Source organism: Curtobacterium sp. MCPF17_047 (assembly GCF_003234045.1).
Taxonomy (GTDB): domain Bacteria; phylum Actinomycetota; class Actinomycetes; order Actinomycetales; family Microbacteriaceae; genus Curtobacterium.
The window spans coordinates 69,516-83,276 of record NZ_QKSF01000006.1; the positions used below are offsets into that span (position 1 = coordinate 69,516).

11 protein-coding genes are annotated in these 13,761 nt (G+C 70.0%); 3 read left to right on the forward strand and 8 right to left on the reverse strand.

Annotated elements, in window-relative coordinates; genetic code table 11:
* The first annotated feature begins 14 nt into the window (after positions 1-14).
* The 3 genes from DEJ33_RS07800 to DEJ33_RS07810 are packed head-to-tail and all read left to right on the forward strand — an operon-like array spanning position 15 to position 4,283.
* On the forward strand, positions 15-1,385 hold the full coding sequence (locus tag DEJ33_RS07800) for a glycosyltransferase family 4 protein (protein WP_111077625.1): 1,371 nt from the start codon (positions 15-17) through the stop codon (positions 1,383-1,385).
* Entirely contained in the window at positions 1,382-2,836 is a 1,455-nt protein-coding gene (locus DEJ33_RS07805; protein WP_111077626.1) for a glycosyltransferase family 2 protein, read from the forward strand. Before DEJ33_RS07800 ends, DEJ33_RS07805 begins: the two co-directional genes overlap by 4 nt.
* Complete coding sequence (locus tag DEJ33_RS07810) at positions 2,829-4,283, forward strand: glycosyltransferase family 39 protein (RefSeq protein WP_111077627.1); 1,455 nt, start codon at positions 2,829-2,831, stop codon at positions 4,281-4,283. Before DEJ33_RS07805 ends, DEJ33_RS07810 begins: the two co-directional genes overlap by 8 nt.
* A gap of 155 nt (positions 4,284-4,438) precedes the next feature.
* Here DEJ33_RS07810 and dnaE read toward each other — a convergent pair whose 3' ends face one another.
* The 8 genes from dnaE to ftsZ all read right to left on the reverse strand — a co-directional run bounded on the left by dnaE (position 4,439) and on the right by ftsZ (position 13,626).
* Positions 4,439-7,921, reverse strand: coding sequence for a DNA polymerase III subunit alpha (dnaE, locus tag DEJ33_RS07815; protein ID WP_375334695.1), 3,483 nt, complete (start codon positions 7,919-7,921; stop codon positions 4,439-4,441).
* Between the two features lie 165 nt (positions 7,922-8,086).
* A complete protein-coding gene (locus DEJ33_RS07820; protein ID WP_111077629.1) occupies positions 8,087-9,010 on the reverse strand; it encodes an RluA family pseudouridine synthase in 924 nt (307 codons plus the stop codon).
* Between the two features lie 10 nt (positions 9,011-9,020).
* The gene (lspA, locus tag DEJ33_RS07825) at positions 9,021-9,725 is read right to left on the reverse strand and encodes a signal peptidase II (protein WP_258374731.1); all 705 of its coding nucleotides are present in this window, start codon (positions 9,723-9,725) and stop codon (positions 9,021-9,023) included.
* A 2-nt stretch (positions 9,726-9,727) separates the two neighbouring features.
* Entirely contained in the window at positions 9,728-10,408 is a 681-nt protein-coding gene (locus tag DEJ33_RS07830) for a DivIVA domain-containing protein (protein ID WP_111077630.1), read from the reverse strand.
* Positions 10,409-10,624: 216 nt separating this feature from the next.
* The gene (locus DEJ33_RS07835) at positions 10,625-10,921 is read right to left on the reverse strand and encodes a YggT family protein (RefSeq protein WP_258378125.1); all 297 of its coding nucleotides are present in this window, start codon (positions 10,919-10,921) and stop codon (positions 10,625-10,627) included.
* A 118-nt stretch (positions 10,922-11,039) separates the two neighbouring features.
* Positions 11,040-11,624, reverse strand: coding sequence for a cell division protein SepF (locus tag DEJ33_RS07840; protein ID WP_111194654.1), 585 nt, complete (start codon positions 11,622-11,624; stop codon positions 11,040-11,042).
* 42 nt (positions 11,625-11,666) lie between these two features.
* The gene (locus DEJ33_RS07845) at positions 11,667-12,368 is read right to left on the reverse strand and encodes a YggS family pyridoxal phosphate-dependent enzyme (RefSeq protein ID WP_181437272.1); all 702 of its coding nucleotides are present in this window, start codon (positions 12,366-12,368) and stop codon (positions 11,667-11,669) included.
* A 91-nt stretch (positions 12,369-12,459) separates the two neighbouring features.
* Positions 12,460-13,626, reverse strand: coding sequence for a cell division protein FtsZ (ftsZ, locus tag DEJ33_RS07850; protein WP_110903099.1), 1,167 nt, complete (start codon positions 13,624-13,626; stop codon positions 12,460-12,462).
* Positions 13,627-13,761: the final 135 nt, after the last annotated feature.

Genomic DNA, 13,761 nt, shown 5'->3' on the forward strand with positions numbered 1-13,761 from the left:
AGTAGTGTCGACAGGTGCTCGTCAGCTTCGCCAACCACTCCACCGCGCCGGTGAACCTCGGCGGCGCAGAGCGGTCCCTCCTCCGTTTCGTCGAGGACTGGGCGGCGACCGACCCCGACTTCACCCCGCACTTCGTCACGAAGGCACCCCGCGGCAAGTTCATCGAGGCGCTCGACGAACGCGGCTGGCAGTACGACGCCTTCCGGTACCGCGGGTGGGCCGTGCCGAGCCCACAACCGGCCCCCGCGGCCGAACGTGCGGCGTTCGCGACCGTCGACTACGCGGCGGTGAGCGCGATCATCCGCCACTACGAGCGTCAGCGACCGGACCTGGTCGTCACCAACACCCTGGTCGCGCCGTGGGCCTCCTTCGCCGCCGCCGTGCTCGGGATCCCCCAGGCCTGGTTCGTCCGCGAGTACGGCGACCTCGACCACGGTCTGCACTTCCAGACCGGACGGGCCGCGACCCTCGGCGACATCGGCCTGCTCGCCGGCGCGGTCGTGACGAACTCCGGCGCCATGCGTGACCACCTCGCCCGCTACATGCCCGCAGAGGAAATTTCTATCGCGTACCCGTCGGTCGACGTCGCCCGGCTCGAGGCCACGCGCGCTGCCGAGCCGTCCGTGCAGCCGTTCCCCCAGGCCGACCCGGGCCTCCGCATCGTCGTCGTCGGCCGCGTGGAGCCATCGAAGGGCCAGCACCGGGTGATCGAGGCGCTCGGCCTGCTCCGTGACCGCGACATCACCGCGAGCGTCTGCTTCGTCGGCAGCTGGAAGCAGCCCGGCGAGGACCAGCGGCTGACGGCACGCGCGCGCGAACTCGGCGTCGCCGACCACGTCGTCTTCGCCGGCGAGCAGAACGCGCCGGCCCCCTACATCGACGGAGCTGACGTGTGCGTGACGGCGTCGACGATCGAGGCCTTCGGTCGGACCACGGCCGAGTACATGGCCCTCGGCAAGCCCGTGATCGCGACACGGGAGGGCGGGAGCGCCGAGCTCGTCGACCCCGGCGTCACCGGCGCCCTGTTCGATGCTGACGACACCGCCGGGCTGGCCGCGGCACTGGCCGGCTACGCGTCGGACCCCGCCACGGCCAGGAGGCACGGTGCGGCTGCCCCGGACCGGCTCGCCGCCGTCACGGGCTCCGGACACGACAACGCCGCCGCGATCGCCCGGCTCACCGCCCTGGTGGGCACGGAGGGCTACCGGCTCCCCCAGGTGGCCCGCTACTGGTTCGAGTTGCCCGCTGCGTACTCGTCCCTCGGCGCGACGAGCGCCCGTGCTGCCGCTGGCCTGCTGGCCTCCCGCCTCCGGAGCCGCTCCGGCGCCGTCGGTCGGCTGCTGTCCCGACCGGGCGCCGTGGTGCGCAGGGTGACCGGCCGATGAGCGAGCACCGCCGACCGGTGACGATCGTCGTCCCGGTCTACGACGACCTGCCCGGCCTCGAACGCTGCATCGAGGCCCTGCTCGACACGGTCGACTTCGAGCGCGACCGTGTGCTGCTCGCGAACGACGTCGGACCGAACGTCGACGCCGTCGAGCGACGCCTGCTGGAGCTCGTCGGCGAGCACCCCGGCTTCGAGTACGTCCGGAACGAAGCGAACCTGGGCTTCGTCGGGAACTGCAACCGTGCCGTCCTGGAACTCGACCAGACCGGCAACGACGTGTTGCTCCTCAACAGTGACACGGTGCCGATGCCCGGCTTCCTCGACGAGATGACCGCCGTCCTCGGCTCGGACGACACGATCGGCGTCGTCTGCGCTCGGAGCGACAACGCGACGATCGCGTCCTACCCGTTCGCGCGCCGCAACCCCCGGTCGACGATCGCTCCACGGCGGACCCGCGAACTCCACGGCCGGACGAAGTACCTCCTGCCCCGCTTCACCGTCGCCCCCGTGGCGATGGGGTTCTGCTTCCTCATCCGTCGGGAGATGGTCGACCGGTTCGGGCTCTTCGACGAGGTGTTCTCCCCCGGCTACGGCGAGGAGAACGACTTCTGTCTCCGCATCAACGAGCACGGCTTCACCGCGGTGCTCGCCAACCGGGCACTCGTCCTGCACGCCGGGTCGACGAGCTTCAGCGGCGACCGAGGACCGTCGCTCCGACTCGAACACGAGCGGATCCTGCTCGAGCGGTACCCGTTCTACGCCGGCGCCCTCGCACTGTTCCTGGCCCGGTACCGTGACGCCGTGGACGTCTTCGCCGACACGTTCCTGCCCGACGACGACGTCGTCCGCGTGGCCCTGCACGTCCCCCTGGACCTCTCCGACGAGGTGCTCGCTCGCGTCCGCGCGGTGCTCGCCGCCGCCCCCGACCACGTGGTCGTCACGGTGGTCGTGTCGTCGAAGCAGATCCGTCGAGCGCGTCAGGAACTCCCCGGTGTGGCGATCGCGGTCGGCGGCCGACCCCGCCAGGTGTTCGACATCGCCGTGGCCCTCGGCGCGCTGACCACGTTCGCGCAGCTCTCCGCGCTGAACGCGAATGCACCACGGTGGCTCCTCGTCGACCCGGTGGCCCAGGACGCGCGGTGGGCGCACGCGGTCGAGAACCACCGCGCCTCGGCCCTCGACCGGCTGCTGCGACGCTACGAGAACCGCAGCACCGCCTGGACCGGTGCCGCGGACCTGGTGCGACTCGTCGAGGTGGTCGCCGAGACCGAGATCGACCCTTCCGCCCTGCGCGCGCGCTGGCAGGCGGTGACCGACATCGCGGAGGCCACGGGCTTGCTGGTGCACCGGTCCACCGTGTCGTTCCGCCGCCTCACCGCGCTCTCCCTCGGCGCACGCAACCCCCGGATCGTGGCGCGTCTCCGCGCGATCACGGGTCGCGGTGCGTGACATCGACAGCCGGAGGGCGCTGGTCACGCTGACCGCGTCTCGACCCGTCCGCCTGGGCGCCCTCGTCGTCCTCGCGGTGTGGGCCCTCTACCAGTCTTTCTGGAACCTCCTGGGCCACAACGTCCACGGCGACGAGTCGGTCTACGTCCGTGCCGGCTGGGCGTACCTCCACGGCGACTTCTCCGCCAACCGCGAGCACCCGCCGACCACGAAGTACCTCTTCGGGGCCGCGCAGGTCCTGTTCGGCCAGGGGGTGCTCGGTCCACGCATCGTCGTCGGGGTCCTCGTCGTCGCAGTCGGCGTGACGCTGTTCTGGTGGCTCCGCCGCGAGGTCGGGTTCTGGACGGGCGTGCTCGTCGCGGCGATGTGGCTCCTGACCCCGCGCGGCTTCCTGGGCACCCGGGTGGACCGGTACGCCCTGCTCGACCCGGTGATGATCGCGTTCGCGGTCATCGCCCTCGCGGCGGCGTGGGCGTGGATCAGGACGGACCGGTCCTGGCTCGCGCCGGTGTCGGGTGCGCTCTTCGCGATGTCGGTGACCTCGAAGGTGTCCACCGTCGTGCTGCTGCCGGCGTTCCTCCTGCTGCCGCTGCTCTTCCGTCGCACACGCTCGCTCCTGGTCGCCGGCGGCCTGTGGGTGATCGCGTTCGTCCTGGTCACGGTCGCCCTGTACGCGCCGATGGGCATCCGCTCCGCGATCACGACCATGGTCACGTTCCAGGCCGGCCAGAACGAGCACGGACACCCGATCAGCATCGCGGGCCGGATCCACGCCTTCGCGCCGTGGTGGGCCGATGCCTGGTTCCTGTGGTCGGGGGTCGGCGCGGTCACCACCGTCGTGTTCGTCGTCGGGCTGTTCGCAGCCCTCGTGCTCCGGCCGGGCCGACTCGTGGCGTACCTCGGGACGGCGCTCGGCCTGCTCGTCGTCTTCTACGCGTTCGTCGCCCACATCGCACTCGCGAACTACTACGCCGCCTGGATGCCGTTGCTCATCGCACTCGCGGCGATCGGCATCACCCGCCTGGCCACCGTCCTGCCGTCGCCCATCGGCGGCGTCGTGGCGGCAGTCCTGGTGGTCGCCCTCGTGGTCCCGGCGGTCGGAGAGAGCGTCACGATCGCCCGCACACACCCGAGCGGCATCGCCCGCGTCGACCAGTGGCTCGACGACCACGGGCACGCTGCCGGCAGCGTGCTGTTCATCGCGGCCACCCCGACCCTCACGGAACCGTACTTCGCAGGCCGCGGGTCGATGGAACCCGACGACGGACCGTTCGCCGCCGTGGTGGTCGGCGACGATCGACGGTTCCCACCGAGCGCCGAGGTCCGCGCCTTCCTCCGGTCCGACGCCGACCAGCTCGAGCGCACCGAGGTCGACGGCTTCACCGTGTGGATCCCCCGCACGGGCACCGTCGTGGAGCGCGCCGGCCGACTCAACGTCGTCCCCTGAGGTCGCCCGACCCACGACCGTGACGCCGCGGCCGCACCGGACGGGGGCCTGTCAGGATGGGAGGCCCGTGGCGGACCCGCCACGGGCCTCCCGTCCGTCCCGACCGGACGCCCTGACCCAGCGCCCGGACCCGGCGCCTCGGGCCTGCGCCGGCGCTACACCAGGCAGCGCGGCCCGAGCAGGCTCTTCAGTTCCCCGAACAGGTCGGGCGTCAGGTTCACCGGGAAGGGCAGCTCGAACGTCCGGGCGACGTCGTCCTTGAGGAGCTTCAACCGCACCTCGGTGTCGCCCTGGTGTCGTCCGAGGACTGCGGCCAGTTCGGTCACCGTCCGGGTGGTCGCCTGCCGCTCGGGCAGGGACAGGGTCAGCGGCCCCGATCCCATCGCGTCGCCGACGTTCGGCTGGAACATGCTCACCGCGTGCAGCGCCTTGCCGTCGTCGCGGACGTTGACCCGGCCGCGCAGGACGACGATCGAGTCCGGCACCAGTGACGGCCCGAACTCCTGGTAGGTCTTGCCCAGGAACATGACGCCGATCTGCCCGCCGAAGTCCTCGATGTCGACGATGCCGTACGGGTTGCCGCTGGTCTTCGCCACCCGGTGCTGCACGCTGGTCAGCAGTCCGGCGACGGTGACCGTCTCACCTTCGATGGAGTCGTCGGCGACGAGCAGGTCCGCGATGGTGACCGACTGGTGCTTCGCGAGCTCGATCTCGAGCCCGGCCAGCGGGTGGTCGGAGACGTAGAGCCCGAGCATGTCCCGCTCGAACGCCAGCTTGTCGCGCTTGGACCACTCCGGCCGCTCCGGGACCTGCGACACCGTGAGGGATGCCGGGTGCTCCTCGGCGACCTCGGCGAACAGCGACTCGAAGTCGAAGCCGACGTTGCCGTGGGCCTCGTCCCGCTTGACCTTCACGGCGGCCTCGACCGCGCCCTCGTGGATCTCCACGAGCGCCCGTCGGCTGTCGCCGAACTCGTCGAAGGCTCCGGCCTTGATGAGGGACTCGACGGTCCGCTTGTTCGCCGACGAGATCGGGATCTTCCGGAGGAAGTCGTGGAAGGACTCGAACGCGCCCTTCTCCTGGCGGGCGGCGACGATGTCGTCGACGACGTTGAAGCCGACGTTCCGGATCGCGCCCATGCCGAAGCGGATGTCGTCGCCGACGGCGGCGAAGAACCCGATGGACTCGTTGACGTCCGGCGGCATGACCTTGATGCCCATCCGGCGGCACTCGTTGAGGTACAGCGCGAGCTTGTCCCGGGCGTCGCCGACGCTGGTGAGCAGGGCGGCCATGTACTCGGCCGGGTAGTGGGCCTTCAGGTACGCGGTCCAGAACGAGACCACGCCGTACGCGGCGGAGTGCGCCTTGTTGAACGCGTAGTCCGAGAACGGCAGCAGGATGTCCCACAGCGTCTTGATCGCCGCTTCGCCGTAGCCGTTGTCGATCATGCCCTGGTGGAAGCCCGCGTACTGCTTGTCCAGCTCGGACTTCTTCTTCTTGCCCATGGCGCGGCGCAGGATGTCCGCCTGGCCGAGCGAGAAGCCGGCGACCTTCTGCGCGATCGCCATCACCTGCTCCTGGTAGATGATCAGGCCGTAGGTGCCGCCGAGGATCTCCGCGAGCGGTTCTTCGAGCTCGGGGTGGATCGGGGTGATCGCCTGCTCGCCGTTCTTGCGGAGCGCGTAGTTGGTGTGCGAGTTCGCACCCATGGGCCCCGGGCGGTACAGCGCGATGAGTGCGGAGATGTCCTCGAAGTTGTCCGGCTTCATCAGGCGGAGGAGGCCGCGCATGGGCCCGCCATCGAGCTGGAAGACGCCGAGGGTGTCGCCGCGCTGCAGCAACGCGTACGCCTCGGGGTCCTCGAGCCCCATGTGCTCGAGGTCCAGGTCGATGCCGCGGTTGGTCTTGATGTTGTCGAGGGCGTCGCTGATGATCGTGAGGTTGCGGAGCCCCAGGAAGTCCATCTTGATCAGGCCGAGCGACTCCGCTGCCGGGTAGTCGAACTGCGTGACGATCTGGCCGTCCTGCTCCCGCTTCATGATCGGGATGATGTCGATCAGCGGGTCGCTCGACATGATGACGCCGGCTGCGTGGACACCCCACTGGCGCTTCAGCCCCTCGAGGCCGAGCGCCGTGTCGAAGACCGTCTTGGCCTCCGGGTCGGTCTCGACGACGGTGCGGACGTCGACGGCTTCCTTGTAGCGCGGGTGGTCCCTGTCGAAGATCCCGGTGAGCGGGATGTCCTTGCCCATCACGGGTGGCGGCATCGCCTTGGTGAGCTTCTCGCCCATGCCGAACGGGAAGCCGAGGACGCGCGAGGAGTCCTTCAACGCCTGCTTCGCCTTGATCGTGCCGTACGTGACGATCTGCGCCACGCGTTCCGACCCGTACTTCTCGGTGACGTACTTGATCGCCTCACCACGGCGCCGGTCGTCGAAGTCGACGTCGAAGTCGGGCATCGAGACGCGGTCCGGGTTGAGGAAGCGCTCGAAGATCAGCCCGTGACGGATCGGGTCGAGGTCGGTGATGCGCATGGCGTACGCGACCATCGAGCCGGCGCCGGAACCACGGCCGGGTCCGACGCGGATGCCGTTGTTCTTCGACCAGTTGATGAAGTCCGCGACGACCAGGAAGTAGCCCGGGAACCCCATCTGGTTGATGATGCCGACCTCGTAGTCGGCGCGCTCCTGGACCTCTTGCGAGATGCCGCCCGGGTACCGGTACTCCAGCCCCTTCGCCACTTCCTTCTCGAACCAGGAGTGCTCGGTCTCGCCCTCGGGCACCGGGAACTTCGGCATGTAGTTCGCCGAGGTGTCGAACTCCACGTTGCACCGCTCGGCGATGAGCAGCGTGTTGTCGCAGGCCTCGAGGTTGTCGCGGAAGACGTGCCGCATCTGCGCCGGGGTCTTCAGGTAGAACTCGTCGGCGTCGAACTTGAAGCGGTTCGGGTCGTTCAGCGTCGACCCGGACTGCACGCAGAGCAGGGCGGCGTGCGACGTGGCGTCGTGGGCGTGCGTGTAGTGCAGGTCGTTCGTGCCCACGAGTGGGATGTCCAGGTCCTTGGCCAGTCGGATCAGGTCGCTCATGATGCGACGTTCGATCTCGAGCCCGTGGTCCATGATCTCGGCGAAGTAGTTCTCCTTGCCGAAGATGTCCCGGTAGTCGGCGGCGGCCTGGACGGCTTCGTCGTACTGCCCGAGGCGCAGCCGGGTCTGGATCTCCCCCGAGGGGCAGCCCGTCGTCGCGATGATGCCCTGGTGGTACTCCTGCAGCAGCTCGATGTCCATGCGCGGCTTGAAGTAGTAGCCCTCGAGCGACGCCTTCGACGACAGCCGGAACAGGTTGTGCATGCCGGTCGTGTTCTCGGCGAACATCGTCATGTGCGTGTACGAACCGGCACCCGACACGTCGTCGCCACCGCCGTCACCCCAGCGCACACGGGTCTTGTCGCTCCGGTGGGTCCGCGGCGTGATGTACGCCTCTGTCCCGATGATCGGTTTGACCCCGCCGGCCTTCGCGGTCTTCCAGAACTCGAAGGCGCCGAACATGTTGCCGTGGTCCGTCACCGCCACGGCCGGCATGCCCTGCGCGGCGGTCTCCGCCACGAGGTCCGAGAGCCTGGCGGCACCGTCGAGCATCGAGTACTCGCTGTGCACGTGCAGGTGGACGAAGGAGTCGGAATCCGACACGGAACCTCCGGTTCGTACGGTCTGCGGTGGGGTGTGGACAGCCTAACCGCGACCGACGACGATCCCGAGCGTGTCGCAGCACGCCCCGGCGTGGCCGCTCGTCGTCCCCGTTCCTCAGGCAGCGCGGATGCGGTCGAGCGCCTGCTGCAGGTCGTCCGGGTACGACGCCTGGAACTCGACCCAGTCCCCGGTCCGCGGGTGCGCGAAGCCGAGGCGGACCGCGTCGAGCCACTGCCGCGTGAGCCCGAGCTCCTCCGCGAGCACCGGGTCGGCACCGTACATCGTGTCGCCGACCAGTGGATGCCGGGTCGCCGCCATGTGTACACGGATCTGGTGCGTGCGCCCGGTCTCGAGGTGGACCTCGAGCAGCGTCGCGGACCGGAACGCCTCGAGGGTCGCGTAGTGCGTGACGCTCGGCTTGCCGTCCGCGGTGACCGCGAACTTCCAGTCGCTCGAGGGGTGCCGCCCGATGGGGGCGTCGATCGTGCCGGAGGTCGGGTCCGGGTGTCCCTGCGCGAGCGCGTGGTACACCTTCTCGACCGTGCGCTCCTTGAACGCCCGCTTCAGGTGCGTGTACGCCAGCTCGGTCTTCGCCACGACCATCAACCCGGAGGTGCCGACGTCGAGTCGGTGCACGATGCCGGCGCGTTCGGCGGCGCCGGACGTCGCGATCGTGAAGCCGGCGGCGGCGAGGCCTCCGGGCACGGTCGGACCGTCCCAGCCGGGCGAGGGGTGCGCGGCGACGCCGACGGGCTTGTCGACGACGACGATGTCCTCGTCGTCGTGCACGACCGACATGCCGGGCACCTCCACCGGGATGATCCGCGGGGCTTCCTTCGGGGTCCACTCGACCTCGAGCCACGCATCGGGGTGCAGGCGGTCGGACTTCTCGGCGACGACGCCGTCGACCCGCACCCCGCCCGCCGCGACGACGTCGGCCGCGAACGACCGACTGAAACCGAGGAGCTTGGCGATCGCGGCGTCGACACGCTCACCCGCGAGCCCGTCCGGGACCGGCAGCTGACGCTGCTCGCTCACGTCGCGTCGCTCACTTCGGGTCAGGGCCGAGCGGCCCGTCAGCGGACGGTCGGGAGGCGCGGCTGGTGCCCGGAGCGTCGGAGGCGGTCCCCGACTCGGGAACCGCAGCGCCGGACGCCGTGGCGTCGGGCCCCGTCGGAGCGGACCCCGCGACGTCGGTCGCGGAAGCCTCGGTCATCGCGCGCTGCTGCTTCTCGGAGACGGCCCGCGTCCCGTCGAGGTTCACCCCGAGGATCACGAGCAGCACGAAGACGACCATGCTCACGCAGATGAACGAGTCGGCCACGTTGTAGATCGCCGGCATCATCCACGGTGTCGAGATGAAGTCGACGACGTGACCGCGCCCGAAGCCGGGTTCACGGAACAGCCGGTCGGACAGGTTGCCGAGCGCCCCGCCGAGGAGCATGCCGAGCACGATGGCCCACCACATCGACCGGATGCGTCGCGCGTAGGCGGCGATCGCGACGACGACGGCGGCGGAGATCAGCGAGAAGACCCACGTCATGTTCACCGCGAAGGAGAACGCCGCACCCGGGTTCCGCACCGACAGGAACTGCAGCGCGTTGCCGAGCACGGGGACGACGACGCCCTCGGGCAGGTTCGCCACGACGAGTGCCTTGGTGACCTGGTCGAGCGTCACCACCACGACAGCGGCGAAGGCCAGTGCCGCGATCGCGCGTGCACTGACCTTCGCTCGTGGGACGGGTCGGTCCAACGTCAGTTGCCGAAGCCCTGCGCCGAGGCCGGGGCCGGCGCGAAGCCGGACTGCTCGGTGCCGGCAGACGAGTCGAGCTCGGAGAGCTGGCTCTGGATGTAGCTCTTGAGCTGCGCACGGTAGTCGCGCTCGAACGTGCGGAGCTCGTCGATCTTGCCCTCGAGCTGCGTGCGCTCCTGGTCGAGCACCGCGACGCGCTGGCGGTTCTGGTTCTCGGTGTCGGCGAGGACCTGGCGCTGCTTGGCCTCGGCCTCGGAGACCAGGCGGGCGGCCTGGGCCTGACCCTCGGCGATGAGCGCATCGCGCTTCTCGACGCCTTCGCGGACGTGCTCCTCGTGGAGACGACGAGCGAGGGTCAGGAGGTTCGTGGTGCCCTCGGTGTCCTCGTCCGGGTTCACGGTGGTGACCGGGGCGGCAGCGGCGACCGGTGCGGGCTCCGGAGCGGCGGCGACCGGGGCCGGCTCGGGCGTCGGGGTCGGCGCGGGCTCGTCGTCCTTGGCGAGCGACGGCGCGGATCCGGCCGACTCGAGGCGCTGACGCAGCTCCTCGTTCTCCTGGTTCAGGCGACGCAGCTCGGCCACGATCTCGTCGAGGAAGTCGTCGACCTCGTCCTGGTCGTAGCCCTCGCGGAACTTGGTCGGCTGGAACCGCTTGTTGACTACGTCTTCCGGCGTCAAAGCCATTGCCGTCACCTCAATAGAACTGCTGAACGTGTGGAACCGGGGGCCCTGCTGGACCGTCCGTGCTGAACGTACCAGCCGGGGTCCCGGTGCGGATGTCCCGCCAGGGCAGGACATCGATCCCGACCACCGTACACCGAGGGCGGCTCCGAACCGCGTCGGCTGCCCGCGTGGCGCGTGTCGCGACCCTGCCGGCCGGACTCCTCGACGGGGTCGGGATCAGATGAAGCGGAGTGCCAGGGACTGCACGACGACCCGCAGGATGATCACGACGAGCATCACGATCGTCCATCCGAAGTCGAGTGCGACGGGTCCGAGCCGGAGCGGCGGGAGGACACGACGTACCGCCTTGATGGGCGGGTCGGTGACCGTGTAGACGAACTCCGCCACGACCAGCAGCGCACGCTGCGGCCGCCACGAACGGTTGAACGACTGCACGATGTCGAGGATGAAACGCCCCCACATCACGAAGAAGTACAGCGTGAGGACTAAGGAGAGGATCGTGAAGATGAACACGGTTCGGCTCGCTCGTCTCGTGTGACCGGGGCCGGGCGGCACCGGTCACGGGGCGGGTGGGCCTGGGTGCCGAACGGTCGTGCGGGGGCCGGTCGGGCACCCGTACCGCGCGGGCGGCTCAGGACTGGGCGAAGAAGTTCGCCTCGATGTCGGACTCTACCTCAGCAGGCTCACCGCTCACTGCGATGTGCGCAGGCGAGAGCAGGAAGACCTTGTTCGTGACGCGCTCGATCTTGCCGTAGAGGCCGAGCGACAGGCCGCTGGCGAAGTCGATCATCCGGCGGGCGTCACCCTCGGTCATCTGCGAGAGGTTGATGATGACGGGGATGCCGTCACGGAAGCTCTCGGCGATGGACTGGGCGTCCTTGTACTCGCGCGGGTGGACGGTGAGGATCTCGTTCATTTCCTGGACCGGGGTCGCCTTCTGTGCGGTCGTGTGCGAGCGGCGGAGCGGGGTGACCTGCGCGCCGCGCTGGGAGGTGTGCTGGGGCTTTGCGGGTGCGGCGGCCGGGGCGGCAGCTGCGGGAGCGGCGGCGGCCGGAGCGGCAGCGGGCGTCGCGGCGGCCGGGGCCTCCTGCTGCGCTACCGGGGCCGGAGCCTGCTGGCGCGCCTGCGTGGGCGCGGCCTGCTGCTCGTCCTCGTAGTCGAGTTCCTCGTCGGCGAGGCCGAGGTAGACCATCGTCTTCTTCAGCGGGTTGGCCATGGTTCCTCCGGGGGTCGTGCTCGTTATTGCCCTGCGACGAGGCTATGGTGCGGCGGGGCGATTCCCGGTGATTGCGGTCCCGATCCGCAGGTGTGTCGCGCCCTCGGCGATCGCGTCGGCGTAGTCGCCGCTCATGCCGGCGGAGATGTCCGTCGCCGCGGGGTCGAGCAGGCGCACGCGCTCGGAGATCGCGCGGAGCCGGGCGAAGGCCGCGCGGGGCTCCTCGTCGAGCGGTGCCACCGCCATCACCCCGCGGAGGCGCAGGGTCCCGGTGGCCAGGACCCGCTCGGCCAGCGCATCGACGTCGTCCGGTGCGACGCCGCCGCGACCGGGGTCGTCGGTCAGGTTGACCTGCACGAACCCGTCGAGCACGCGGGGGTCCGGCTCGGCCTCGGTCGGGGCGAAGGCGTCGACGACGCTCGCCCGGTCGAGGGACTGCACCACGTGGGCGTACCGGCGGGCCTGCCGGGCCTTCTTCGACTGCAGCTGTCCGACGAAGTGCCAGGTCAGGCCGAGGTCCTCGAGTTCCGCGGCCTTGACCTGCGCCTCCTGGTGGCGGTTCTCCCCCACGTCGGTGACGCCGAGCGCGGCGAGCTGGCGGACCAGGGCGGCCGGGTGGTACTTCGTGACGACGACGAGCGTCAGGTCGTCGGCCGCACGGCCGGCGGCGCGGGCCGCGTCGACGATGCCTGACCGGACGGACGCGAGCCGGGCCTCCAGTCCGGTGTCGGACTCTGCGGACACAGGCCGAGCCTCCAGTCCGTTGTCGGATTGGAGGCTCGGCTCGCTCTGGTCCCCAGCGGTCACGATGCGATCGTGCTCACGTGGGACCGACTCACTTCAGGAAGTCGGGGACGTCGAGCTCGTCGTCGTCGTCGAAGGCCGGGTCGGCGGCGCGCTGCGCCGGCGGCTCGTGCTCCTGTGACGCCCAGGACGGGGTCGAGTGCCCGGAGTCCTCGATGCGGTTGGACGAGCCGGTGGTGACGGGCACGGTGGCGCCGGCGTCCGGGTCGACGTAGCTCGAGCGACGTTCCTGGTGCTGCTGCTGCGACGGCTCGCCACCGTCGAAGCCCGCGGCGATGACGGTGACGCGCACCTCGTCGCCCAGGGTGTCGTCGATGACCGCGCCGAAGATGATGTTCGCTTCGGGGTGCACGGCTTCCTGCACCAGGCGGGCCGCGTCGTTGATCTCGAAGATGCCGAGGTTCGAGCCGCCCTGGATCGAGAGCAGCACGCCGTGCGCACCGTCGATCGAGGCTTCGAGCAGCGGCGACGCGACGGCGAGCTCGGCCGCCTTGATCGCGCGGTCGGCACCCCTGGAGGAACCGATGCCCATGAGCGCCGAGCCGGCACCCTGCATGACGCTCTTCACGTCGGCGAAGTCGAGGTTGATCAGGCCCGGTGTCGTGATGAGGTCCGTGATGCCCTGGACACCGGCGAGGAGCACCTGGTCGGCCGTGGCGAAGGCCTCGACCATGGAGATGCCGCGGTCGGAGATCTCGAGCAGACGGTCGTTCGGCACGACGATGAGCGTGTCGACCTCGTCCTTGAGGCTCGCGACGCCGTTCTCGGCCTGCGACTGACGGCGCTTGCCCTCGAAACCGAAGGGCTTCGTGACGACGCCGATGGTCAGGGCACCGATCGACTTCGCGATGCGCGCGACGACCGGGGCACCACCGGTCCCGGTGCCACCACCTTCACCGGCGGTGACGAAGACCATGTCGGCGCCGGCGAGGGCTTCCTCGATCTCCTCGGCGTGGTCCTCGGCGGCGCGTCGGCCCACCTCGGGGTCGGCGCCGGCTCCGAGGCCGCGGGTGATCTCGCGACCCACGTCGAGCTTCACGTCGGCGTCGCTGAGGAGCAGCGCCTGCGCGTCGGTGTTGATGGCGATGAACTCGACCCCGCGGAGTCCGAGCTCGATCATGCGGTTGACGGCGTTGACACCGCCGCCGCCGACACCGACCACCTTGATGACGGCGAGGTAGTTGTGGTTCGTGGTCACGTCTGTCCGGCCTCCGGTCAAAACCCTCAACCTGTGCTTGAAGTTCAGAGTTCTAGCTGCTACGAATGGTGCTGGCCCCGACGCTACGGGTGCCGTCCTGCTGCTGACGACCCGCCACGCCGCGTGTCGCCGATC